The sequence below is a fragment of the Paractinoplanes deccanensis genome (genome assembly GCF_016862115.1).
Taxonomy (GTDB): Bacteria; Actinomycetota; Actinomycetes; order Mycobacteriales; family Micromonosporaceae; genus Actinoplanes; species Actinoplanes deccanensis.
Map to the genome: position 1 here is coordinate 1 of NZ_BOMI01000199.1, position 25,315 is coordinate 25,315.

The 25,315-nt window shown below is 73.9% G+C and carries 13 protein-coding genes; 7 read left to right on the top strand and 6 right to left on the bottom strand.

The window, feature by feature from the left end; all coding sequences use genetic code 11:
• From Ade02nite_RS46625 to Ade02nite_RS46645, 5 genes are all read right to left on the bottom strand, one after another.
• A partial coding sequence (locus Ade02nite_RS46625) for a beta-ketoacyl synthase N-terminal-like domain-containing protein (RefSeq protein ID WP_239169570.1) occupies positions 1–1,523 on the bottom strand: 1,523 nt, incomplete at its 3' end.
• On the bottom strand, positions 1,520–12,307 hold the full coding sequence (locus Ade02nite_RS46630; protein ID WP_203777877.1) for a non-ribosomal peptide synthetase: 10,788 nt from the start codon (positions 12,305–12,307) through the stop codon (positions 1,520–1,522). The genes Ade02nite_RS46630 and Ade02nite_RS46625, both read right to left, overlap by 4 nt.
• Positions 12,297–12,950, bottom strand: a complete 654-nt coding sequence (locus tag Ade02nite_RS46635) for an FMN-binding negative transcriptional regulator (protein ID WP_203777878.1) — start codon at positions 12,948–12,950, stop codon at positions 12,297–12,299. Before Ade02nite_RS46635 ends, Ade02nite_RS46630 begins: the two co-directional genes overlap by 11 nt.
• 27 nt (positions 12,951–12,977) lie before the next feature.
• On the bottom strand, positions 12,978–13,631 hold the full coding sequence (locus tag Ade02nite_RS46640) for a hypothetical protein (RefSeq protein WP_203777879.1): 654 nt from the start codon (positions 13,629–13,631) through the stop codon (positions 12,978–12,980).
• Positions 13,632–13,681: 50 nt separating this feature from the next.
• On the bottom strand, positions 13,682–14,827 hold the full coding sequence (locus Ade02nite_RS46645) for a cytochrome P450 (RefSeq protein WP_203777880.1): 1,146 nt from the start codon (positions 14,825–14,827) through the stop codon (positions 13,682–13,684).
• A gap of 767 nt (positions 14,828–15,594) precedes the next feature.
• On the opposite strand from Ade02nite_RS46645, the gene Ade02nite_RS46650 reads away from it, so the two are divergent.
• From Ade02nite_RS46650 to Ade02nite_RS46675, 6 genes are all read left to right on the top strand, one after another.
• Positions 15,595–16,422 carry an SAM-dependent methyltransferase gene (locus Ade02nite_RS46650; RefSeq protein ID WP_203777881.1) on the top strand — a complete coding sequence of 276 codons (828 nt, stop codon included), beginning with the start codon at positions 15,595–15,597 and terminating at the stop codon, positions 16,420–16,422.
• Positions 16,419–17,174, top strand: coding sequence for a thioesterase II family protein (locus Ade02nite_RS46655; RefSeq protein ID WP_203777882.1), 756 nt, complete (start codon positions 16,419–16,421; stop codon positions 17,172–17,174). Before Ade02nite_RS46650 ends, Ade02nite_RS46655 begins: the two co-directional genes overlap by 4 nt.
• On the top strand, positions 17,171–18,502 hold the full coding sequence (ccrA, locus tag Ade02nite_RS46660; RefSeq protein ID WP_203777883.1) for a crotonyl-CoA carboxylase/reductase: 1,332 nt from the start codon (positions 17,171–17,173) through the stop codon (positions 18,500–18,502). The genes Ade02nite_RS46655 and ccrA overlap by 4 nt, the downstream gene beginning before the upstream one ends.
• A gap of 14 nt (positions 18,503–18,516) precedes the next feature.
• Positions 18,517–18,696 carry an MbtH family protein gene (locus Ade02nite_RS46665; protein WP_203777884.1) on the top strand — a complete coding sequence of 60 codons (180 nt, stop codon included), beginning with the start codon at positions 18,517–18,519 and terminating at the stop codon, positions 18,694–18,696.
• 61 nt (positions 18,697–18,757) lie between these two features.
• On the top strand, positions 18,758–19,726 hold the full coding sequence (locus Ade02nite_RS46670; protein WP_203777885.1) for an aldo/keto reductase: 969 nt from the start codon (positions 18,758–18,760) through the stop codon (positions 19,724–19,726).
• A 166-nt stretch (positions 19,727–19,892) separates the two neighbouring features.
• Positions 19,893–22,943, top strand: coding sequence for a glycoside hydrolase family 9 protein (locus tag Ade02nite_RS46675; RefSeq protein ID WP_203777886.1), 3,051 nt, complete (start codon positions 19,893–19,895; stop codon positions 22,941–22,943).
• A gap of 104 nt (positions 22,944–23,047) precedes the next feature.
• Here Ade02nite_RS46675 and Ade02nite_RS46680 read toward each other — a convergent pair whose 3' ends face one another.
• Positions 23,048–24,013, bottom strand: coding sequence for a glycoside hydrolase family 6 protein (locus tag Ade02nite_RS46680; RefSeq protein WP_203777887.1), 966 nt, complete (start codon positions 24,011–24,013; stop codon positions 23,048–23,050).
• 249 nt (positions 24,014–24,262) lie between these two features.
• Here Ade02nite_RS46680 and Ade02nite_RS46685 point away from each other — a divergent pair, with 249 nt between their 5' ends.
• A complete protein-coding gene (locus Ade02nite_RS46685) occupies positions 24,263–25,276 on the top strand; it encodes a LacI family DNA-binding transcriptional regulator (RefSeq protein WP_203777888.1) in 1,014 nt (337 codons plus the stop codon).
• Positions 25,277–25,315 lie beyond the last annotated feature (39 nt).

The following is a 25,315-nucleotide window of genomic DNA, read 5'->3' on the forward strand; positions in this document are numbered from 1 at the left end:
TGACCCGCGAACACGAACGCCACACGCGGCTTCGCCGAGGCCACGCCCGCGCCGTCGGCGCACGTCGCCAGCCGCTCCCCCAGCTCGGCGCGGTCGGCCGCCAGGAACGCCGCCCGGTGCGGGTGAGCGGTCCGCGTGGTGGCCAGCGAATAGGCCACGTCGACCGTGCGGAGGCCGGGCCGCGAGTCCAGGAAGGCGGCCAGGCGCGCGGCCTGAGCCGCCAGGCCCTCCCGCGTGCGGGCGGAGAGCAGCACGGGGAACGGCCCGGCGGCCTCGCCGGTGGGCGCGGGCGGCGGCGCCGGCGCCTCGCCGACGATCACGTGGCAGTTCGTCCCGCCCATGCCGAACGCGCTCACCCCGGCGACCAGCGGCCGGTCGCCGTCCGGCCAGGCCGACCGTTCCCGGCCGACTTCGAGGTTGAGCTCGGCCAGCGGGATCCGCGGGTTCGGGGTGGCGAAGTTGAGGCTGGGCGGCACCTCGCGATGGCGCACGGCCAGGGCGGTCTTGATCAGGCCGGCCAGACCGGCGGCGCCCTCGAGGTGACCGATGTTGGTCTTGACCGAGCCGACCCGGACCGGGCGGGCGCCACCGCGGAACACCTCGCCGAGGCCGGCCGCCTCGATCGGGTCGCCGACCGCGGTGCCGGTGCCGTGCAGCTCGACGTACTGCACCTCCCCGGCGCGCACCCCGGCCGACTCCTGCGCGGCCCGCACCACCGACGCCTGCGCGGCGGCGCTGGGCACGGTGAGGCCGTCGGTGGCGCCGTCGTTGTTCACCGCGCTGCCGCGGATCACGCAGTAGATCGGGTCGCCGGCCGCGATCGCGGCGTCCAGGGTCTTCAGCACCACCACCGCGGCGCCCTCGCCGCGGACGAACCCGTTGGCCCGCGCGTCGAAGGTGAAACAGCGCCCGTCCGGCGAGAGCCCGCCGAAGCTCTCGGCGATCGCCGTGGACTCGGGCGCCACCATCAGGTTCACGCCGGCGACCAGGGCCAGCCCGGTCTCGCCGCGGCGCAGGCTCTCGGCCGCCAGGTGGACCGCCACCAGCGACGACGATTGTCCCGTGTCGACCGTCAGGCTCGGCCCGCGCAGGCCCAGCGCGTACGAGACGCGGTTGGCCAGCAGGCCGCGGTGCACGCCGGTCATGGTGTGCGGGCCGAGCGCGTCCGGCCCGGCGGCCGCGGTGACGCTCGACCAGTCGTCCCACATGGCGCCGGCGAGGACCGCGGCATCGGTGTCCCGCAGGCGATCGAGCGGCAGGCCGGCGTCCTCCAGCGCCTCGACGCACACCTCCAGCAGCAGCCGCTGCCGGGGGTCCATGGCGGCCGCCTCGCGCGGTGTGATCCCGAAGTAGGCGGCGTCGAACAGGTCCGGGCCGTCGAGGAAGCCACCCCAGGCCGGCGCGCCGGGCCGCTCGGAGCGGGTGACCGCGCTGCGGCCGTCGCGCAGCAGACGCCAGAAGGCGTCCGGGCCGTGCGCGCCGGGCAGCCGGCAGCCGATCCCGACCAGGGCGATCGCGGTCATCGCCGGGCCTCGGCGGCCGTCGGGAGCACGGTGGAGACGGGCCGGCCGGGGTCGGCCGCCAGCGCGCCCAGCACCGCGGTGAAGTCGCTCAGCAGCCGTTCGACGGTGGTCCGGTCGAACAGCGACGTCCGGTACAGCGCGTGCGCGGTGAGCTCACCGTCGTGGGACATCAGGGTCACCTCCAGCTCCATCCGGACCGTCACCCGGCGGTAGTCGAACGGCTCCAGCCGCGCCCCGGCCAGCGACACCCGCGCGGGCGAGGTGTTGATCAGCTGGAACATCACGCGGGCCGGCTGGTCGTCGCCGAGGCGCTCGGCCAGCAGGTGGTAGGGCATGTCCTGATGCGCGTACGCGCCGGTGGCCGTGGCCGCGGCCCGGTCCAGCAGTTCGCGGCCGGTCGGGTCACCGCCGACGCGGGTGCGCAGCAGCAGCATGTTGGCGAAGCCGCCGATCAGCGGCTCGATCTCGGTGCGGGTGCGGCCGGCGACCGGCGAGGCCACCACGACGTCGTCGTTGCCGGCGGCCGCCGCGAGGGTGAGCTGAAAGGCGGCGAGCAGCGTCGTGAACAGGGTGGTGTCCTGCTCGGCGCCCCACCGGGTGGCCGCGCGCACCAGGTCCGCGTCGATCGGCCACACGACCGAGTCGCCGGCGGGGTCGTCGGGGCCGGTCCGCGCGCGGTCGGGGGGCAGCGCGAACGGCGCCCGCCCGGACAGCGCCCGCGACCAGTACGACCACAGGCGCTCGACGTCGAGGGCGCGGCGCTGCCACACCGCGAAGTCGGCGTACTGCACCGGCAGCGGGGACAACCCGGGTTCCCGGCCTTCGAGCCGGGCCGCGTACGCGGTCGCGAGCTCGCCCCAGAGCACCTCCTGCGACCAGGCGTCGGTGGCGATGTGGTGGGTGGTCAGCATGATCACGTGGCGGTCCGGTGCGAGCCGCAGCACCCGGGCCCGCAGGATCGGCCCCCGAGCCAGGTCGAACGGCCGGGCCGCCTCCTCCGCGGCGAGGTCGCGGGCGGCGCGCTCGCGCTCCTCCGGTGTGCGGCCGGGCACCGGCTCGGCCACCAGCGTCACCGGGGTCACCTTGCCGATGTGCTGGGCCGTCCCGGTGACGGTCGTGCGCAGCGCCTCATGCCGGCTCAGCAGCAGCGTCACGGCGTGGCCGAGCGCGCCGAGGTCGAGCGGCCCGGCCGCCAGCATCATGAACGGCACGTTCCACAGGGGACTGCCCGGCTGCCGTCGCTCCAATAGCAGGTAGCCCTCCTGGGCGTAGGACAGCGGCAGCGGCCGCTCCCGGCCGGCCGGCTCGATGCCCACGGCGGCCGCCCGCGGGGCCTCGGCGAGCGCGGCCGCCACCGCGCGCGGGGTGCGCAGGCGGAAGACGTCGGCCAGGGGAAGCGGGACGCCGGTGGCGCTTTCGAGGCGGGTCACCACCTGGGTGGCCAGCAGCGAGTGGCCGCCGAGCGCGAAGAAGTCGTCGTCCACGCCGATCCGCCCGCCGCCGAACAACTCGGCGAAGACCGCGCAGACGACGGTCTCCTCGGCCGTGCGGGGCGCCACGTATCCGGCGGCGACCTCGCCGCGCACGCCCGGATCGGGCAGCGCCCGCCGGTCGATCTTGCCGGTCGAGGTGAGCGGGAACTCGGCCACGGTCACGAACGCCGACGGCACCATGTACTCCGGCACGGCCGCGGCCACGTGCGCCCGCAGCGAGCCGGTGTCGGCGCCGGCCACCGGCACCACGTAGGCCACCAGCCGGCGGCCGCCGGCGCCGTCGGGCCGCGCGACGACCGCGGCCGCCGCCACCGCGTCGTGCCGGCGCAGCACCGTCTCGACCTCACCGGGCTCCACCCGGAAGCCACGGATCTTCACCTGGTCGTCGGCACGGCCCAGGTATTCCAGCAGGCCGTCGGCGCGCCACCGGCCGACGTCGCCGGTGCGGTACATCCGGGCACCGGGCGCGCCGTACGGGTCGGCGACGAACCGCTCGGCCGTCAGCCCCGGCCGGTCCACGTAGCCGCGGGCCAGTCCGGGCCCGGCCACGCAGATCTCGCCGGCCACCCCGGCCGGGACGAGCCGCATCAGCTCGTCGACGACGTAGATGCTGTGGTTCCACGTCGGCTCGCCGACCGGCGCCGCGCCGGGCCACTGCGCCGGGTCCTCCGGCGCTGTGTAAGCGGTGACCACCTGCACCTCGGTGGAGCCGTAGTGGTTGTGGATCCGGGGGCGCGGCCGGCGTCCGGCCAGCGCGCGCAGGTCGTCGTCGAGCGAGAGCGCCTCGCCGGCCTGGCTGATGTGCCGCAGCGCGCTCAGGTCGGCGCCGGTGCGGCGGGCGGCCGCGGCGACCGCCCGGATCATGACGTTCGGCACGAACATCTGGTTGACCGCCGTACGGCTCAGCCAGCCGACGAACGCCACCGGGTCACGCCGGATCGCCGCCGGCGGCACCACCAGCGTCTCGCCGTACAGCAGCGCCGAAAGCACCTCCTGGACGTGCACGTCGAAGGTGAGCTCGGTGAACTGCGCGGTGCGGGTGCCCGGACCGCCCGGCACGGCCCGCTTCTGCCACTCGAGCATGTTGACCACGCACCGGCCGGGCATCGCGATGCCCTTGGGCGTGCCGGTCGAGCCGGAGGTGTAGACGACGTAGGCGAGGTGGTCGATCGTGACGCCGGTGTCCGGCGGCGTCGCGGCGACCGCGTCGTCCAGCTCGACGACCGTGCGGACCTGCCCGTCGAACAGGCCCCGTGCGCCGGGTTCGGTGACCACGACGTCCATCCGTGCGTTCGCGATCACGTAGCGGACGCGCTCGGCCGGGTGCTCGGCGTTGACCGGCACGTACGCGGCGCCGGCCTGGAGGATGCCGACCAGTCCGACGATCATGTCGAGGCCGCGGGGCAGGCAGAGCCCGACCAGCCGGTCGGGTCCGGCCCCGGCGGCGCGGAGCCGGTGGGCGAGGCCGTTGGCGCGGCTCAGCAGCTGGGCGTAGGTGAGCGTGTCGCCCTCGTACTCGACGGCGGTCAGCTCGGGCGTGCGGCGCGCCTGCTCCATGAGCAGGTCCGGCAGCGACGTCGCCGGGATGCCGGCCGCGGCGCCGGTGCCCAGGGCGAGCAGGGCGGCCCGCTCGGATCGGTCGCTGAGCGGGATGCGGGACAGCGGCAGCTCCGGCTCGGCGACCGCGGCGGCCAGCGCGGTGCCGAGATGGCCGACGAGGCGGGCCGCGGTCGCGGGGCCGAAGAGCGAGCTGTTGTAGACCAGCGGGCCGCTGATCGTCCCGTCGGCCCGTTCGACCAGGTGCAGTTCGAGGTCGAGCCGCGTGCCGGCGGTGCCGGACTCGAACACCTCGACGTCGGCGCCGGGCCACGGCAGCCGCTCGAACGGCGTGTTGACGACCTGGAAGACCGCCTGCACCAGCGGGTGCCGGGACAGGTCGCGCTCCGGGGCCAGCCGCTCCACCAGATGCTCGAACGGCAGGCTCTGGTGCGCGAACGCGCCGAGCGCGGTCTCGCGCACCTGGCCGACGAGGGCGCGGAAGGACGGGTCGCCGGACAGATCCGTGCGCAGCACCACGGTGTTGACGAAGAAGCCGATCAGGTCCTCGAGCTCGGGGCGGGGCCGGTTGGCGACCGGCGAGCCGACCGCCACGTCGCCGGTGCCGGCGTGCCGCCCGAGCACCAGCTGGAAGACGGCCAGCAGCACCATGAACACGGTCGCGTTCTCGCGCTCGGCCAGCGCGCGCACCGCGCTCGCCACCTCGGCCGGGATGACCCATTCGAGGGTGCCGGCGTCGTGGGTGGCCACCGCGGGCCGGGCCCGGTCGGCCGGCAGGTCGAGGACGAACGAGCAGCCGTCGAGCCGCCGGCGCCAGTACGCCCACTCCCGCTCGTGCTCCGGGCCGCTCATCCGCTCGCGCTGCCAGACCGCGAAGTCCGCGTACTGGATCGGCAGGGGCGCAAGGCCCGGCGCGGCGCCGGCAAGCGCCGCCTCGTAGGCCCGCACCAGATCGCGCCAGAGCACGCCCTGCGACCACGCGTCGGTGACCACGTGGTGCATGCCGAACGCGACCACGTGATCGTCGCGGCCGAGCTCGACCACCAGGACGCGCAGCAGGGGGCCGGTGGTCAGGTCGAAGCCGCGGGCGGCGAGCGCCGCGACGGCGGCCGCGGGGTCGCCGGTGGCGAGCTCGACCGGCACCGGCGCGGCCGGCAGCACGATCTGCACCGGCTCGCCGCCCGACGCGTCGAAGACGGTGCGCAGCACCTCGTGCCGGGCCACCACGGCGGACACCGCGGCGCGCAGGGCGCCGACGTCCAGCGGGCCGCGGAGCCGGATCGCCGAGGTCGCGTTCCACGAGGTGGTGCCGGGGGCGAGCCGGTCGAGGAACCACAGCCGGCGCTGGCCGGACGAGAGCGGGAGCGGCCGGTCGCGGCCGGCCGGCCGGACGGCGCCGGCCTCGCCGGATCCGGGCCGCCCCTGCGGCAGGGCCTCGGCGAGCGTGCGCGGGGTCGGGTTGCGGAACAGCGCCTCGAGGGACACGGCCAGTCCCGTGGCGGCGCGGATCCGGGAGACGACCCGGGTGGCCAGCAGCGAGTGGCCGCCCAGGGCGAAGAAGCCGTCGTCGATGCCCACCTCCGCCGCGCCGAGGACCTCCGCGAAGATGCCGCAGAGCAGTTCCTCCTGCGGCGTGCGCGGCGCGACCAGGCCGGGCCGGTCGGCCGGCCCGGGGTCGGGCAACGCCCGCCGGTCGACCTTGCCGGTGCTGGTCAGCGGCAGCGCGGGCAGCACCACGAAGGCCGACGGCACCATGTAGTCCGGCAGGGCGGCGACCGCGTGCGCCCGCAGCTCCTCCTCGCCCACGGGGGCGCCGGGCACGATGTAGCCGATCAGGCGCAGGCCGGCCGGGCCGTCGTCCCGGGCCACCACGAGCGCCTGCGCGACCCGCTCGTGGCGGCGCAGCACGGCCTCGACCTCGCCGGGCTCGACCCGGAAGCCACGGATCTTCACCTGCTCGTCGACGCGGCCCAGGTATTCGAGGGTGCCGTCGGGGCGCCAGCGGCCGAGGTCGCCGGTGCGGTACATGCGGGCGCCGGGCGGGCCGTACGGGTCGGGCCGGAACAGCTCCGCGGTCAGGCCGGGGCGGTTCAGGTAGCCGCGGGAGAGGCCGATGCCCGAGACGTACAGGTCGCCGGGCACGCCGACCGGCACCGGCCGCAGCTGCCGGTCGAGCACGAGGACCCGGCGGTTGGCCAGGGGCCGGCCGATCGGGACGGCGCCGGCGGCGGGGCGCGACCGCGCGTTCATCCGGAAGCCCGTCGCGATCACGGTGGCCTCGGTCGGCCCGTACACGTCCACGACCTCCAGGCCGGGGTGCCGGTCGAGCAGGCCGGAGACGGTGGCCGCGGAGACCTTGTCGCCGCCGGCCTGCACCTCGCGCACCGAGGCGAACGCGTCGGGGCACTCCTCTGCCAGCAGGTCGAGCAGGCCCGGGGTGAGGAACAGCGCGGTGACCTCGTGCCGGCGCACGACGTCGTGGTAGGTGGCCGCGTCCAGGTCGCCGGGCGGCGCGAAGACGAGCGTCCCGCCGCCGAGCAGCGCCGGCCACATCTCCGCGGTGGACACGTCGAAGGCGTACGAGGAGTGCACCAGCACCCGCTCGTAGCGGCCGCCGGTGAACAGCTCGTCGAGCGCGAAGCCCGCCACGTTGCGGTGGGTCACCCCGACGCCCTTGGGCCGGCCGGTCGACCCGGAGGTGTAGATGACGTACGCCAGCGAGTCGGGCCGGGCCCGCGGCTGCGGCGGTGTGCCGGGGTGGCCGGTGAGGTCCGCACGCACGTCGACGACCACGATCCCGGTGCCCCGTACGGCTTCGGCTGTGCGCTCCGGGCAGTCGGTGAGGACCAGCCGCGCGCCCGCCTCGGTGAGCATGGTGAGCCGGCGGGCGGCCGGGTTGCGCGCGTCCAGCGGCAGGTAGGCGCCGCCCGCCTTGAGCACCGCGAGCACCGCCGTCACCACGTCGGGCGAGCGGCCGAGGTCCAGGCCGACCACGCCCTCGGCGGCAAGGCCCAGGGCCAGCAGGCGGTGCGCCAGGCGGTTCGAGTCGCGATCCAGCTCCGCGTAGGTCACCGCGCGGCCGTCCTGGACCGCGGCCACCGCGTCCGGCTTGATTCGGGCCTGCTCGGCGAAGAGCTCGGTGAGCGTGGCCGCCGGGATCTCCTGCCGCGGGCCCTGCCAGCCACGCAGGACCGCGTCCCGCTCGGCCGGTTCGAGCAGCCAGGAGGAGCCGATCGGCCGGTCGGGCTCGGTGAGGACCTCGCGGGCGGCCGCGGCGAGCCGGCCGGCCAGCCGTGCCACGGTCGGCTCGTCGAACAGGGCGGCGCTGAACACCGCGCGCCCGGCCATCGAGCCGTCCTGCTGCTCGACGAGGTGCAGTTCGAGGTCGACCCGGGTCGACATCCGGTCGGGCGCGAACACCTCCGCCGGGCCGGCCGCGTCGTCCAGCCGGCCGAACGACGGCGTGTTGACGACCTGGAACACCACCTGCACCAGCGGGTGCCGGGACAGGTCGCGCTCCGGGGCCAGCCGCTCCACCAGGTGCTCGAACGGCAGCTCCTGATGCGCGAACGCGCCGAGCGCCGTCTCCCGCACCCGGCCCACCAGCGCCCGGAACGACGGGTCGCCGGACAGATCCGTGCGCAGCACCACCGTGTTGACGAAGAAGCCGATCAGGTCCTCGAGCTCCGGGCGGGGCCGGTTGGCGACCGGCGAGCCGACCGCCACGTCGTCGGTGCCGGCGGTGCGGCCCAGCACCAGCTGGAACAGGGCCAGCAGCACCATGAACGGCGTCGCGTTCTCGCGCTCGGCCAGCGCCCGCGCCGCGGCCACCACATCGGCCGGCAGCCGGAAGTCGCACCAGCCGGCGGCGGGCGAGGCGACCGGCGGCCGCGGCCGGTCGGCCGGCAGCTCCAGCGGGCGCAGACCCCTCAACTGGTCCTGCCAGTAGCCGGCCAGCTCGGCCACGCGCTCGGCGGAGAGCCGCTCACGTTGCCAGACGGCGAAGTCGGCGTACTGCACCGCAAGCGGCTTCAGGACCGGCTTCGAGCCCGCCGCCAGCGCGGTGTAGGCCGCCGGCAGCTCGGTGCCGAGAACGCCCTGCGACCACGCGTCGGTCACCGCGTGGTGCATGGTCACCGCCACCACGTGGTCGTCGGCAGCGAGCCGCACCAGCAGCGCGCGCACCAGCGGGCCGGCCGCGAGGTCGAAGCCGCGTTCGGCGTCGTCGCCCACCAGGCGGCGAGCCTCCGCCTCGTCCGCCGCCTCGACCACAGGCACCACCAGCGGGGCCGGCGGCAGGATCACCTGGACCGGCTCGCCGCCGGCCTCGCGGAAGACCGTGCGCAGCGACTCGTGCCGCTCCACCACAGTGGACAGGGCCGCGGCGAGCGTGCCGGCGTCGACCGGGCCGCGCACCCGCACCGCGAAGGGCACGTTGTACGCGCTGCCGCCGGGCGCGAGCTGGTCGACGAACCAGAGCCGCCGCTGGCCGGACGACAGCGGCAGCGGGCGGTCCCGGCGGGCCGGGGCGATGCGGCCGGGATCCGGCCGGTCCCCGGGCAGGGCGGTCGCGAGCGCCCGCGCCGTGGGGTGCCGGAACAGCAGCCGCAGGGGGACCTCGACGCCGAGGCGCGCCTGCAGCCGCGCCGCCGCCTGGGCGGCCAGCAGCGAGTGTCCGCCGAGGGCGAAGAAGCCGTCGCCGGGTCCGACCGCGGGCCGGTCGAGCACCTCCGCGAACACCGCGCAGACGAGCCTCTCCCGCTCGGTCGCGGGTGCGGCCGTGCCGTCCTCCGCCGCCGGGCGGCCGGGTGCGGGCAGGGCACGGCGGTCGAGCTTGCCGTTGGCGGTGCGCGGCAGGGCGTCCAGCAGGACGAAGTCCGTGGGCACGAGGTAGCCGGGCAGCCGGGCCTCGAGGGCGGCGCGCAGCCGGCCGGACGGGTCGTCGCCGGGCACGGCCGGCACCACGTAGGCGACCAGCCGCTTGTCGCCCGGCCGGTCCTCGCGGACGACGACGGCCGCGGCGGCCACCGGCTCCTGGCGTTCCAGGACCGCGGCGGCCTCGCCGGGCTCGATCCGCAGGCCCCGGATCTTGACCTGGTCGTCGTCGCGGCCGAGGTACTCCAGGACGCCTCCGGCGCTCCAGCGCGCCCGGTCGCCGGTGCGATACATCCGGCTGCCGGGCTCGCCGTACGGGTCGGCGAGGAAGCGCTCGGCGGTCAGGCCGGGGCGGCGGTGGTAGCCACGCGCGACTCCGGCGCCGCCGATGAACAGCTCGCCCGCGACGCCGGCCGGCACCGGCCGCAGCCGGTCGTCGAGTACGTACACCCGGCTGTTGTCGAGGGGCCGGCCGATCGGCACGCGACCGCGCGGCGGCCGGTCGGCGGTCATCGCGTACGAGGTCGCGAAGGTGGTGGTCTCGGTCGGCCCGTACCCGTCGACCACGGTGATCGCGGGGTTGACGGCCAGCAGCGTGGTCACCGCCTCGGGCGGCACCGCCTCGCCGCCGGTCCAGACCTCCCGCACCTGTCCCTCGCGGAAGCAGCCGGGGTTCTCGGCGACCAGCGCGGCGAACAGGCCGGCGGTCAGCCACAGACCGCCGACCCGGCCGGCCACGATGGCCCGGCCGAGCTCGTGCAGCCCGAGCTCGCCGGGCGGCGCCACCACGACGCAGCCGCCGGCCAGCAGCGGGGCCCAGATCTCGTAGGTGGAGGCGTCGAAGACGTACGGCGAGTGCAGCAGGACCCGGTCGTGGTTGCCGTTGCGCCACCGCTCGTCCAGCGCCAGCGCGACCACGTTGCGGTGGGTCACCACGACGCCCTTGGGCACGCCGGTCGACCCGGAGGTCGACATCACGTAGGCCGCCGCGTCCGGGCGCGGCCGCACGGCGGGCCGGGTCGCCGGGTCGCCGGGCGCCTCGACCGGCAGCACGACGGCGCCGGAGAACGCGTCCGGCCGGTCGCTGAGCACGAGCCGGGCGCCCGAGCCGGCGAGGATCTGCTCGGTGCGGGCGCGCGGATCCCGGCGGTCGAGGGGCAGGTAGGCGCCGCCCGCGGCGAGCACGCCGAGGATCGCCACGATCATGCCCGCCCCGCGGTCGAGGTGCAGGCCGACCGGCTCCTCGGCCGACACCCCGGCCGCGCGCAGGCGGTGCGCGAGCCGGTAGGCGCGGGCGGCGAGCTCGGCGTAGGTCATCCGCTTGCCGCCGGGCAGTTCGAGCGCGACGGCGTGCGGGGTGCGGGTCACCACCCGGTCGAACAGGTCCGGCAGCGACGCCTCGGGCAGCGGCCGGGCCGTGTCGTTGCGGGCCCGCAGCAGGTCGTCGCGCTCCTCGGCCCCGAGCGGGTCGACCGCCGAGATCGGCCGGTCCGGGTCGGCGAGGACCTGGTCGAGGGCCCGGCCGAGGTGCTCGACGAGGCGTTCGACGGTGGCGTCGTCGAACAGCGCGCGGCTGTGCACGACCCGTCCGTACAGGCCGCCGTCCGCGGCCGGGAACAGGTAGACCTCGAGGTCCATGCGGGTGAACTCACGGCCGGCCGGGAAGATCGACGCGGTCGCCCCGGGCCACGCCGCGAAGTCGGGAAGGCTGCCGGCGAGCTGGAAGACGACCTGGACCAGCGGGTTGCGGGAGAGGTCGCGCTCCGGGGCCAGCCGCTCCACCAGATGCTCGAACGGCAGGTCCTGATGCGCGAACGCACCCAGCGCCGTCTCCCGCACCCGGCCCACCAGCGCCCGGAACGACGGATCGCCCGACAGATCCGTGCGCAACACCACCGTGTTGACGAAGAACCCGATCAGCCCCTCCAGCTCGGCCCGCGGCCGGTTGGCCACCGGCGAGCCGACCGCCACGTCGGCGGTGCCCGCGTACCGGCCCAGCACCAGCTGGAACAGGGCCAGCAGCACCATGAACGGCGTCGCGTTCTCCCGCTCGCCGAGCAGGCGCACGGCGCGCGCCGCCGCCGGTGAGATCTCCCATGCGCGGGAGCCGGCCTCGTAACCCATCACGGCCTCGCGAGGCCGGTCGGTGGGCAGCTCCAGGGCGGCCGGGAGCCCGGCCAGCTGCCGCTGCCAATACGCCCACTGGCGGTCCAGCACCGGCCCGGTCAGCCATTGTCGCTGCCAGGCTGCGAAGTCGGCGTACTGCACGGGCAACGGCGCCCAGGACGGCTCGGACCCGGCGGACAGCGCGGCGTACGCCGTGGACAGCTCGCTCCACAGGATCGCCTGCGACCACGCGTCGGTGACCACGTGGTGCATGGTCAGCGCGAGCACCTGGTCGTCGTCGGCCAGCCGCACCACCAGCGCCCGGATCAGCGGCCCGCGGGCCAGGTCGAACGGCCGCGCGATCTCGTCGGCGACCAGCCGCGCCGCGGCGGCCTCGCCGGACGCGCGGACCGTGACGACCGGCACCGCGCAAGGCGGCTGGATCCGCTGCGCCGCCCGGCCGTCCTCGTCGAGGATGACCGTGCGCAGCACCTCGTGCCGCTCGGCCACGGCGGTCAGCGCCGAGCCGAGCCGGTCGGGGTCGAGCGGGCCGCGCATGCGCAGGGTGAGGGGCACGTTGTAGGCCGCGCCGGGGGCGAGCCGGTCCACCAGCCACAGCCGCTGCTGCGCGTAGGACAGCGGCAGGGCTTTTTCCCGGTCGGCTCGGGGGATCCCGTCCGGAGCGGCGGGCCGGGTGTGCTCCAGGAGACGGCGCAGCGCGTTCTGCAGACCGGCGGGCGGTTCAGGAGCCATCGATGTCCGCCTTCAGCCTGAGGTGGGTGTACATCTGCTCGGCGAGCTCGCGGTGTGTGCCGCGGCCGCTGCCGGCGAAGGCAGCCGCCACTTTGGACTGCAGCTCGGCCGGCTGGTCCTGGGACAGCTTGAACATGCTCTGCACCGCGTCGACGTGGATCTCCAGCGCGCCGACGGCGGGCACGATGCGCTCGAAGTAGCCGAGCGATCCGGTCATGTCCCAGCCCGCGCCGAAGCGGCCCTCGAGGACCTGCGCGGTCCGTTTCACCACGCGCAGCGCGGGCTCGCCGGCCCCGAGGAGGCGGACCACGCCGTGCGCGTGCACGACGGTGAAGTTCCAGGTCGGTGCGGCCGGGCTCACCCCGTAGACGGTCGGGGAGACGTAGCCGTGCGGCCCTTGGAAGACCACGAGCACGCGCGTGCCGTCGCGGAGCGCCCCCCACAGCGGGTTCTTCCGGTTCATGTGGGTGAGCAGGGTGATGCCGTGCAGGTCGTCGTGCTCGTCGTCGTCGGCGAAGATCACCGGCAGGTGGGACACCGAGGGGCTCTCGCCGCCGAGGACGAAGCAGGCCAGGGGGTTCGATCTCATCAGCTCGACGACGGGCCCGGCGTCCTCGACCGCGAAGCTTCGGGGCACAAGCATGTGGCGTCCCATCCGTGGTGCGTGCGCTCAGCGCTGCGACGCGGCGAGGGTGTTCCAGAACAGCAGGTCGTAGGCGCGCAGCAGGCGGGCGTACGACAGCGCGGTGGCGGGCTTCCAGCCGTCGGCGAGCCGGGCCGCGAGGATGCCGGCGCCCTGCTCCTGGAGTTGCGGGTTGGGCACGCTGAGCGCGTCGAGGAAGGCGGCGGCCGCGTCGTCCAGGCCGTGGTGCTGCCGCAGCGCCTTGGCGAGCACGGCGAAGCCCTGGCACCAGTGCGGGAAGTTGGCGAGCAGGCCGAACACGACGTCGGCCGGGTCGGCGTTGAGCGCGAGCCAGCCGACGTACGACGGGTAGGCGCGGCACAGCGCGTCGGCCTCGGCGCCCAGCGGCGGCGCGGTGCCCTCGTACGCGTTCGCCAGCGCCGGAAGGGCGGCCAGGCCCATCGTCTCGCCCATCGCGAGGCCGAGGAATAACTGGCGCTCCGCGCCGGCCGAGCGACCGGCCAGGGTGAGGAAACTGCCCTGGTCGCCGGCGAAGATGACGGTCTCGGCGGCGACGTAGGTGAGCATCGTGGGCCGGGCGAGCTCGCCGCGCGCGGCCAGCTCGATGAAGGCGTTGTCGCCCGGCTCCGGCGCGAGCTCGTCGGTGGCGGTCGCGAGCAGCTGCCGCACGTGGTCCGTCATGGTGTTTCCTTCCCCCGTTGTCTCTGCGGTGCGATGGTGGCGCCGGGCGGTCAGGCCATGGCCACCCCGGCGACGGGCTGCCGCACGGGCAGGGTGGTCATGCCGCGGACGACCCGGGTCGGCCGGCGCTGCGCGCCGTCGGCGAGCTGGAGGTCGGGGAACTTGCGCAGCAGCACCCGCAGCGTCGCGGCGGCCTCGATGCGGGCCAGCCCGGCGCCGACGCAGAGGTGGATGCCGTCGCCGAAGGTCAGGTGCTTGCGGCTGTTGGGCCGGGTGATGTCGAGCTCGCCGGCGTCGTCGCCGAACACCCGGGGGTCGCGGTTGGCGCCGGCGACCACGACGAACACCGGCGCGTCGGCCGGGATGTCGACGCCCGCCATGGTCACCGGTTCGGTGGTGACCCGCAGCAGGTATTGCACGGGCGCGTCCCAGCGCAGCACCTCTTCGACGGCGCCCGGGATCAGGTCGGGGTCGCTCAGCAGCCGCTGCCGCACGTCCTCGTGGCCGAGCACGGTGAGGATGCAGTTGCCGATGAGGTTGACCGTCGTCTCGAACCCCGCGCCGAGCAGGACGCCGCAGGTGGCGATCATCTCGTCGCCGGTCAGCGGCTCGCCCTCGGGCGCGGCCTGCACCATGAAGCTGACCAGGTCGTCGCCCGGCTCGGCGGTGCGCTTGACGATGAGGTCGTTGAAGAAGTCGCGCATCTCGATCAGCATTCGCCGGAAGTCGCGCAGGTCGCTCATCGTGCGGATGCCGTCCACCGAGGTGCCGATGATGCCGCCCCAGCGCCGGAAGTCCTCGTAGTTGTCCTCGCCGATGCCGAAGAAGGCGGCGATCACCCGGATCGGCACCCGGACGGACAGGTCGTTGACCGCGTCCCAGCCGCCGCGGCGCCCGAGCTCGTCGAGGATCTCCTCGAGCATGGCCTCGATGGTCTCGGTGCGCTGCCGGATGGCCCGGGGCGAGAACCACGGCGCCACCATGCGGCGCAGGCGGGTGTGGTCGGGCGGGTCCATCGACAGGAACGAGTCGTCCATCGGCACGATGAGCCGCCGCCCCTCGTCGTCGTGGACGGTGGTGTCGATGGGCTTGTGCTTGGCCACGGCGAACGAGCCGAACCGCTTGCTGTCCGAGAGGATCGCGGAGGCCATCGCGTGATCGCAGGTGGCGAAGGCGCCGATGCTGCCCCTCACCATTTCGCCACCGGATCTGATGCGCTCGTAAATGGGATAGGGATCCTCTTCGGGACGCCTCGAAATGAGGCGTGCAACCGGATCTCCCGTGCGGGAAAGTAACCCCAACATCGAGCGGGAAATAAACATCTTCGTGGCCATTTTGGCCGTTCCCCACACCATGCCACTGAGCCTGCAAGTTGCATCAGAGAGTGTCAATGTGGCTCAGATCACAGATCAATTGCCATGCTCCCACGCCGTCGAAATGTCAAGAGACATTGATGTAGATGATCTCGCAAACGCGGGTGTAGGGTTCGGCCTCAGCGGGCCACGACCGGCCGGCACGGCTAGGGGTTGCCGCGCCGGCCGGCCTCGGCCCGCGACCGCGGGCACCGGCGCCCCCGGCCGTCACGACCCAGGTCAGCCGAGAACCCGCGCACCTCAGCCTCCCGCGAGCAGACTGAGTTTTCGCAGCTCACAACGATGGAGAGGCAGAGATGGAGCAGTCGCCCGGCGAGTTTCGGCGGTCGCGGGGTTGCCCCCGACGGGCACCGGTGGTCTATTGTGGCTGAAGCGTAGGGGGATGATCATCTGCCCGCCGGACGGTTCGCCCGGCCACGGCTCCCCGGCCCGCGGAGGCGACTTTTCCGAGCGCCGACCGCGCCGATACATGTGCACTCCATTAATGGCGCCGATGCCATGAGAAAAACTCTTCGTATACGCGCTATTACGCGTGACTGAATGCGGCGCGCCATTCTTGAACCGTCAACCACCGGGGGAGCGTGAAATCGTTGGTCGATCCGGATCGTGACGACCTGGCGGTGATCGATTACTACGACATCGTCGGTCCCGTCATGCAAAAACTGTGGGACGACAATTTCCACTTCGGATACTGGGACGATCCCGGCGACACCAGCACGGTGGCGGCGGCGACCGACCGGTTCACCGACCTGGTCATCGGCCGGCTCGCCGCCACTGCCGGCGCCCGCGTCCTCGACCTGGGCTGCGGCATCGGCAAGCCGGCCCTGCGCCTCGCCCGCGCCGCCGAGGTCGAGGTCGTCGGCATCACGGTCAGCCACGACCAGGTCGAGCAGGCCAACGATCGGGCCCGCCGGGAGGGGCTGGCCGGCCGCGTGAGCTTCCAGGTGGCCGACGGCACCGACATGCCGTTCCCCGACGACTCGTTCGACGCCGTCCTGGCGTTCGAGTCGATCCTGCACATGGACCGCGGCCGGGCGCTGCGCGAGGTGGGCCGGGTGCTGCGGCCCGGCGGCCGGCTGGTCGCCACCGACCTGGTGGAGCGCGCCACCCCGGACCAGGTGACCCCGCCCGCCAACGCCACCTTCACCCCGCTGCCCCTGCTGGCGCGGTACCCGGACCTGCTGGCCGAGAGCGGGCTCGAACCGGTCGAGCTGCTCGACGTGACCGCCAACACGGTGCACCTCTCCCTCGCGCGCATGATGAGCGCCTCGGCCGAGGACCAGGCCGCCTTCGCGGCCACGATGGACCCGGCGCGGCAGCAGGCGGTCGCGGCCGCCAACATGCCGCTCACCGCCGCCGTCGACCTGGGCTGCGTGCTGGTCGTCGCCACCGCCACGGCGGCCGGGGACCGCTCGTGACCGCCTCCCCCGCGGACCTGTGGATCCGCACCTACCATCCGGCCGCCGCGGCCGGCGCGAAACTGGTCTGCCTGCCGCACGCCGGCGGATCCGCCAGCTACTTCTTCCCCGTCTCGGCGCGGCTGAGCCCGGCCGTGGAGGTGCTGGCCGTGCAGTACCCCGGACGCCAGGACCGCCGCGGCGAGCGTTGCCTCGAGTCGATCGCCGAGCTGGCCGACGCCCTCACCCCGTACCTGCTGGCCCACGCCGACCGGCCGCTGGCGCTCTTCGGGCACAGCATGGGCGCCTCGCTCGCCTTCGAGCTCACCCGGCGCCTGGAGGACCGCGCCGTCACCCCGCTGGCGCTGTTCGTCAGCGGCCGCCGCGCGCCCTCCCGGCACCACGTCGAGACCACCCATCAACTCGACGACGAGGGCCTGCTCCGGGAGCTGCGCGCGCTCGGCGGCACACACTCGTCGCTGCTCGGCGACGACGAGCTGATGCGGATGGCGCTCCCGGCGATCCGGGGCGACTACACGGCCGCCGAGACGTACAGGTGGGTGCCGGGCCCGCCGCTGCGCACCCCGATCCACGTGCACACCGGGCGGTCGGACCCGCGGGTGACGCTCGAAGAGGCCGCGGCGTGGTGCGAGCACACGACGGCGGGCTTCTCGCTGACGCCCTACAGCGGCGGCCACTTCTACCTCAACGACCACGCCGCGGAGGTCACCGACGCGATCGGCCGGGTCATCACCGCCGGCGTGGCCGCATGATCCCCGGGTTCGCGGAGACGCTCGAACAGGCCACCTCCGCCGGCGAGGTCGCCGCGCTGCGGGTGCCCGAGAGCTATCGCGCCGCCGTCCTGCTGAAGGACGAGCAGACGATGTTCGACGGCGTCCCGCTGCGCGACCGCAAGCCCGCCGACTCCCTGCACGTGCGCGAGGTCCCGACGCCGGAGCCCGGGCCGGGCGAGGCCCTGATCGCCGTGATGGCCAGCGCGGTCAACTACAACACCGTGTGGAGCGCGCTGTTCTCCCCGGTGCCCACGTTCGCGATGCTCGAGCGGTACGCGCGAACGGGCGGCCCGGCGGCCCGGCACGACCTGCCCTACCACGTGGTCGGCTCGGACCTCGCCGGCGTCGTGCTGCGGACCGGCCCCGGGGTGCGGCGCTGGCAGGCCGGCGACCGCGTGGTCGCGCACTGCCTGTCGGTGGAGCTGGAGGACGCCGCCGGGCACGACGACAGCATGCTCGACCCCGAGCAGCGCATCTGGGGCTACGAGACCAACTTCGGCGGCCTGGCCGAGCTGGCCCTCGTCAAAGCCAACCAGCTCATGCCCAAGGCGGCGCACCTGACCTGGGCCGAGGCGGCCGCACCCGGCCTGGTCAACTCGACGGTCTACCGGCAGCTCGTCTCCCATCACGGCGCCGGCATGAAGCTGGGCGACAACGTGCTGATCTGGGGCGCCGCGGGCGGCCTGGGCTCGTACGCCGTCCAGTATGCCCTGGCCGGCGGCGCGAACCCGATCTGCGTGGTCTCCAGCGAGAGCAAGGCCGAGGTGTGCCGGCGCATGGGCGCCGAGGCCATCATCGACCGCGAGGCCGAGGGCTACCGCTTCTGGAGCGACGAGCACACCCAGAACCCCCGCGAGTGGCGCCGCTTCGGCTCCCGCATCCGCGAGCTGACCGGCGGCGAGGACGTCGACATCGTCTTCGAGCACCCCGGCCAGGAGACCTTCGGCGCCTCGGTCTACGTCGCCCGCCGGGGTGGCACGGTGGTCACCTGCGCCTCCACGAGCGGCTATCAGCACCAGTTCGACAACCGCTACCTGTGGATGAGCGTGAAGCGGATCCTCGGCTCCCACTTCGCCAACTACCACGAGGCTTGGCAGGCCAACCGCCTCATCCTCCGCGGCCGGGTGCACCCCACACTGTCCACCGTGTACCCCCTGGACGAGGTCGGCCAGGCCGTGGACGACCTGCACCACAACCGCCACAAGGGAAAGGTGGGGGTCCTGTGCCTGGCCCCTGCCGAGGACCGGGGTGTCACCGATCCCGCCATGCGTGACCGCCACCTGACCGCCATCAACCGTTTTCGCTAGCTCCGGAGGCGCTCGTGCCCAGCCGTTACGCCGTCCTCGTCAACCACGAGGAGCAGTACTCCCTCTGGCCGGAGTCCGCCGAGCTGCCCGCGGGCTGGCGCGACGTCGGCGTGCACGGCACCAAGGAGGAATGCCTCGCCCACATCGACCGGGTATGGACGGACATGCGCCCGCTCTCCCTGCGCCGGGAGTGACGGGCCGGGCCGCCCGATCGCCCTTGACCTCGAGTGCGCTCGAGGTGCCAGGGTGATGGCCATGGCAGAAGAGATGCAGTCCCCGCTCGTGCTCGGGGCGATGATGTTCGGGACCACCGTCGACGAGCAGACGTCTTTCGCCTTGCTCGACCGGTTCGTCGAACGCGGTGGCGTCTGGATCGACACCGCCGACTGCTATGCGTTCTGGGCGAGCGACAGCGGTCGCGGCGGCGACAGCGAGCGGCTGCTCGGGCGCTGGCTGGCCGCCCGCCCCGGCGTCCGCGACCGGGTGCGGATCGCCACCAAGGTGGGCGCCGAGCCGATCGAGCCGGGCTCCGCGCCGCTGCGCCGCGAAGGGCTGTCCCCCAAGGCGGTACGGGCGGCGTTCGCCGGCAGCCTCGACCGCATGGGCATCGACCACGTCGACCTGTTGTGGCTGCACCAGGAGGACCGTTCGACGCCCATCGAGCAGACCGTGGAGGCGCTCGCCGGCCTGCCCGCCGACCGGTTCGGCGTCTCCAACCACCCCACCTGGCTGGTCGAGCGCGGCCGCGCCCACGCTCGGGCGATCGGCACGCGGCCCTTCGACGCCCTTCAGCTCAACGCCACGTACCTGCGTCCCCGGCCCGGCACGTTGCCGCCCGGGGTGGTGCACCGCTTCGGGGTGCTCAGCGACGAACAGGCCGACTACGCCGCCGAGCACCGGATGGACCTGTGGGCCTACACCCCGCTGCTGTCCGGCGCCTACGACAATCCGGCAAAGCCCATCCCCGAGGTGTACGACCACCCGGGCACCACGACGCGGCTGAAGGCTCTCGACGAGGTGGCCGCCGAGGCCGAGGCCACCCGCGGGCAGGTGGTCCTCGCCTGGCTCCTGAGCCGCGGCATCCGCCCGATGCTGGGCGGCAGCAAGCTCGGCCAGCTGGACAGCGCCCTCGACGGCGTGGCGCTGAAGCTCAGCGACGACCAGCTGCGCCGCCTCACCAGCGCCGACCACTCGCCCTGGGCCGACCCGTACGCCCACCCCTGACCGGCGATCGACGTGAGCCGCTGACCAGTACCTTCCGCCCTTCCGGACCGCCACCCATGCTCGTCCCGGCCGATTGACGCGCCGTAACACATTGGTGACAATGAATGCTTTGGGAGCGCTCCCAACCCCCGTCCTCGCCGCTCCCCGAAGCTTGGAAGGACCCTCCGTGACTCCACACTTGCGCAAGCGGGTCACCGCGCTGGCCGCGGCCGCCGTCGTGGCCACCGTGGCGCTGACATCCGTGTCGGTGCAGCCGGCGTCGGCCGACCCGGTGCAGCACATCCCCAACGGCGACTTCTCCACCGGGACGGCCGGCTGGTGGTCCACCGACAACGCCCCGATCTCCGCCACCGACGGAGAGCTCTGCGCCGCGGTCCCCGGCGGCACCACCAACGCCTGGGACGTCAGCCTCGGCCACAACGACATCCCGCTCGTCAACGGCGCCGCCTACCGGCTGAGCTTCCGCGCGCACGCCGGCACACCGGTGACCGTCCGGGCGAACGTGCAGCTCAACGAGGCGCCGTACACCACCGCACTGTCGCGGGCGGTGGCGCTGACCACCGAGGCGCAGACCTTCGAGTACGCCTTCACCGGCAACCTCGACTCGGCCGGCGGCACCCTGACGTTCCAGCTCGGCGGCGGCACCGGGGCCTTCACCTTCTGTCTCGACGACGTCTCGCTGACCAGCGACACCGCCGCGCCGCCGGCCGGTGCCGAGCAACTGGAGAACGGCGACTTCGCCGACGGCACCGCGGGCTGGTACTCCTACGGCACCACGGCGACCGGTGCCGAGGACGGGCAGCTGTGCGCCACCGTGCCGGCCGGGCTGGCCAACCCCTGGGACGCCGGCATCGGGCAGAACAACGTCACGCTGACGGCCGGTTCCTCATACACACTGTCGTTCGACGCCACGGCGAGCCCCGGCGCCACCGTGCGGGCGGCCGTCCAACTCGGCGCCGACCCGTACACGTCGTACCTCAGCCGGGACGTGGCGCTGACCCCCACCCGGCAGCATCTGGAGTACACCTTCACCGCCCCGGAGGACACCACGTTGGGCCAGGTCGCCTTCCAGGTCGGCGGCGCCGCCGCGGAATACCGGCTGTGCCTGGACAACGTGTCGCTGATCGGCGGCGAGGCGGAACCGCCGTACGTGCCGGAGACCGGGCCGCGGGTCCGGGTCAACCAGGTCGGCTACCTGCCGGCCGGGCCGAAGAACGCGACGCTTGTCACCGACGCCACCGCGGCGCTGGACTGGCAGCTCAACAACGCCGCCGGTGACGTGGTCACCTCGGGACGCAGCACGCCGCGCGGGGTGGACGCCGCCTCAGGGCAGAACGTCCACACCATCGACTTCTCCGCCTACACCACCGCGGGCACCGGCTACACGCTCGTCGCCGACGGGCAGACCAGCCACCCGTTCGACATCTCCGGCACCCTTTACCGGCAGCTGCGCTCGGACGCCCTGCAGTTCTTCTACATCCAGCGCAGCGGCATCGCGATCGACGGCGATCTGGTCGGCCGGCAGTACGCCCGGCCGGCCGGTCACCTCGGCGTGGCCCCGAACAAGGGCGACACCAGCGTGCCGTGCCGGGCCGGCTCCTGCGACTACCGCCTCGACGTGCGCGGCGGCTGGTACGACGCCGGCGACCACGGCAAGTACGTGGTGAACGGCGGCATAGCCGTGCAGCAGCTGATGAGCAGCTTCGAACGCACCAAGACCGCGGTCACCGCCGACGGCGGCGCCGGCCTGGCCGACAGCACGCTGCGGGTGCCCGAGCGCGGCAACCAGGTTCCCGACATCCTCGACGAGGCCCGCTGGGAGCTCGAGTTCCTCATGCGGATGCAGGTGCCGGCGGGTAAGCCGTTCGCCGGTATGGCCCACCACAAGATCCACGACGCCAACTGGACCGGTCTGCCGATGCAGCCCGAGGACGACCCCGAGCAGCGCGAGCTGCAGCCGCCCTCGACGGCGGCCACGCTGAACCTGGCGGCCACCGCCGCCCAGGGCGCGCGGCTGTTCGCGCCGTACGACGCGGCGTTCTCGGCCAAGCTGCTGGCCTCGGCTCGCACCGCCTACGCCGCGGCCAAGGCGAACCCGGCCAAGCTCGCCCAGGACCTGGGCGGGGGCGGCGGATCGTACGGCGACAACGACGTCTCCGACGAGTTCTACTGGGCGGCCGCGGAGCTCTACCTGACGACCGGCGAGGCGGCTTTCCTGGCCGACGTGACCGCGTCCCCGCACCACACCGGCGACGTCTTCGCCGCCACCGGCTTCGGCTGGGGCAGCACCGCGGCGCTGGGCCGGCTCGACCTGGCCACGGTGCCGAGCGCGCTGCCGGCCGCCGACCGGCAACGGGTCCGCCAGTCGGTGCTCACCGCCGCCGACAACTACCTGGCCACGCTCGAAGCGCAGGCGTACGGCCTGCCGATGCCGGGCAACGCGGGCAGCTACTTCTGGGGCGGCAACAGCAACATCCTCAACAACGTGCAGGTGCTGGCGACAGCGTTCGACCTGACCGGCACGGCGAAGTACCGCGACGGAGCGGTGCGGGGCGTCGACTACATCTTCGGCCGCAACGCGCTCAACCAGTCGTACGTCACCGGCTGGGGCGAGAAGGCGTCGCAGAACCAGCACAGCCGGATCTACGCGCACCAGAAGGACGCGGCGCTGCCGCACCCGCCGGCCGGATCGCTGGCCGGGGGCGCCAACGCCGGGCTCGACGACCCGTACGCGAAGGATCTGCTCGCCGGCTGCAAGCCGATGTTCTGCTACGTCGACGACATCGAGTCGTACGCGACGAACGAGGTCGCCATCAACTGGAACTCCGCGCTGGCCTGGGTGGCGTCCTTCCTGGCCGATCAGGGAGCGGGTGAGCCGGTCGCCGCGGCGGCGTGCCGGGCCTCGTACACCAACTACGGCGACTGGGCGGACGGGAGCGGGTTCACCGCGCAGCTGGCCGTCACGAACACCGGCACCACCACCATCGACGGCTGGGCGGTGCGCTTCGCCTTCCTCGGCGGCCAGCGTGTCCGCGAGGCGTGGTCGGCCGAGACGGCGCAGTCCGGCGCCACGGTGACGGCCCGCAACACCACCACGAACCGGCGCCTCCAGCCGGGGGCGACCGTGTACTTCGGCTTCAACGCCACCACGCCGGGCGGGCCGAACCCGTCACCGGAGCTGATCACCCTCAACGGGGCGGCCTGCGGCCGGTCCTGACCGGGTGGGGCCGGCCGGCGCGTGGCCGGCCGGCCCCTGATCGCCCCCGGCCGGAGCCACCGGAGAGCGGGAGCGATCAGTGCACGCCGGGCGCGGGCGCCCGGCTAGTAACCGAAGATCATCTTGTACGCCACCTCGGGCAGGAACTGCCCAGCGCTGGAGCCGGCACCGACACCGCAGTTGCCGTCGGACTCCCCCGGCGTCTTGAGCCAGAGCAGCATCTCCGCCCCGCCGCCGAGCTGGCTGGGCGTGCCGATCCGCCGGCCGGACGGGTTGCACCACTGGCCGTTGGAGCCGTTGCCGTTGCGGCTGGTGTCGATCACGAACGGCTTGGTGTAGCCGTAGGCGCGCAAGGCCGACGCGACCCGGTTGCCGTAGTTGGCGTTGTCGCCGGTGGTGAAGTAGTTCGAGACGTTGAGCGCGAAGCCGTGCGCGCTCGCCACACCGGCCATGGTGAGGCGCTGCGCCATCGTCGATGCGTCGACCCAGCCGGGGTTGCCCGCGTCGAGGTAGGCCCACGTGTTGGGGGCCTTGGCGCGGAACTGGGCGGCGGCGCGGGAGAGCATGCCCACGCGGTCGTTGATCTGCGCCTGGCTCATGCAGCTGAAGTCGCCGAGCGAGTCCGGTTCGATGACCACCACGGCCGGGCGGTTGCCGATCGCGGCGGCGAAGGACGCGATCCACGCGTCGTACGCGCCGACGCTGCCGGCGCCGCCCCCGGAGTGACCACCGCAGGCGTCGCGGCCGGGGATGTTGTAGGCCACCAGGATGGGCAGCTTGTCGACGGCGTCCGCGGCGCCGACATACCGGCTCACGGCGCTCGAGATGTCGCCGCTCCAGTTGCCGAACCAGCTGGCCATCGGCTTCTGGGCGATCTGCGTGCGGATCGCCGCGGCGCGCCCGTCGCCGGGGTTGGCGGCCGCCCACGCCGCCGGGCTGGAGTTGGGGTTCACATAGAACCCGCTGGTCTGGCCGACCGGGTCGGCATGGGCCGCGGTGGCGTTCACCAGGACGGCGGACACGGCCATCGCCAGCGCGGCGGCGAGCGTGCGGGAACGGAGTGCTCTCATCGGCAGGTCTCCTAAGCGCGGGGGATCGTTCAGGGTCTGCGGTACAAGACTGGAAGCGCTTCCAGCCTTTATTCATACATATCGATTCCGATGGTCGGCCACTGCCTCGGAGAAGTCAAGGAATCGCCCGTCGACAGAACCGAGCCCGCCCGACCTGACCGGGAGCGCTTCCAGGGCTGGGCCGATCGACCGCTATGCATGGACGGCCGCTATGATCGTTCAGCGGTCACGGAAGGACCCGGCATCGAGATGACAGCAGAGACGCCCCGGCGGCAACCCACCCTCGACGAGGTGGCCGAGCGCGCGGGCGTGTCACGCTCGGCCGCGTCCCGGGTGATCAACAAGGCTCCGCACGTCAGCCGGGCCACCCGCGAGGCCGTCGAGAAAGCCATCCAGGACATGGGCTACCGGCCCAACCGCGCGGCGCGCGCGCTCGCCACCCAGCAGACCGGCATCGTCGCCCTCGCCGTCTCGCACGACGATCCCGAGCTGTTCGCCGACCCGTTCTTCGCCCAGGTCATCGCCGGCGTCTCGACGGCGCTCGAGGACACCGACTTCCACCTGCTGCTCTGCCTGGCCAGCTCCGATCGCGGCCGGTCCCGGCTGACGAACCTGCTGCACGCCCGCGGCGTCGACGGCGTCATGCTGATGGCGCTGCGCGAGGACGACCCGCTCACCGACATCGTGAGCAAGGCGGGACTGCCCGCGGTCCACGGTGGCCGGCCGTTCGGGTTCGAGCCGTCGTGGTACGTGGACTCCGACAACGTCGGCGGGGCGCGGCTCGCCACCGAGCACCTCGTCGGCATCGGCCGCACCCGGATCGTCACCATCACCGGCCAGCTCCGCACGCGGGTCGGCGAGGACCGCTACCGCGGCTATCGCGAAGCGATGGTCATGTCGGGCCTGACCCCGCACGGCATGGCGGAGGCCGACTTCACCGAGGCGGGCGGGGCGGCCGCGATGCGAACGCTGCTCGACCGGCACCCCGCCCTCGACGCCGTCTTCGCCGCCAGCGACAACATGGCGGCCGGCGCGCTGCGCGTGCTCAACGAGCTCGGCAGGTCGGTGCCGGCCGACGTGGCGGTGGTGGGCTTCGACGACCTCGGCATCGCCGAGCTGACCGAGCCGCCCCTGACGACCGTGCACCAGTCGATACAGGCGCTGGGCACGGAGATGACCCGGACGCTCCTCGGCCTGATCGCCGGACAGGAGCGTACGTCGATCATCCTGCCCACCCACCTGGTCCGCCGCGGCTCCGCCTGACGCCTCCCCTCGTGTGGGCCTCCCCCGAGGGGACGGAAA

Bases quoted from the DNA above. Each gene is read 5' to 3' on its own strand.
- ccrA (WP_203777883.1), top strand. From the start codon at position 17,171: ATGATCCCCGGGTTCGCGGAGACGCTCGAACAGGCCACCTCCGCCGGC.
- Ade02nite_RS46680 (WP_203777887.1), bottom strand. From the start codon at position 24,013: ATGAGAGCACTCCGTTCCCGCACGCTCGCCGCCGCGCTGGCGATGGCC.
- Ade02nite_RS46640 (WP_203777879.1), bottom strand. From the start codon at position 13,631: ATGACGGACCACGTGCGGCAGCTGCTCGCGACCGCCACCGACGAGCTC.
- Ade02nite_RS46670 (WP_203777885.1), top strand. From the start codon at position 18,758: ATGGCAGAAGAGATGCAGTCCCCGCTCGTGCTCGGGGCGATGATGTTC.
- Ade02nite_RS46685 (WP_203777888.1), top strand. From the start codon at position 24,263: ATGACAGCAGAGACGCCCCGGCGGCAACCCACCCTCGACGAGGTGGCC.
- Ade02nite_RS46630 (WP_203777877.1), bottom strand. From the start codon at position 12,307: ATGGCTCCTGAACCGCCCGCCGGTCTGCAGAACGCGCTGCGCCGTCTC.
- Ade02nite_RS46635 (WP_203777878.1), bottom strand. From the start codon at position 12,950: ATGCTTGTGCCCCGAAGCTTCGCGGTCGAGGACGCCGGGCCCGTCGTC.
- Ade02nite_RS46645 (WP_203777880.1), bottom strand. From the start codon at position 14,827: ATGGTGAGGGGCAGCATCGGCGCCTTCGCCACCTGCGATCACGCGATG.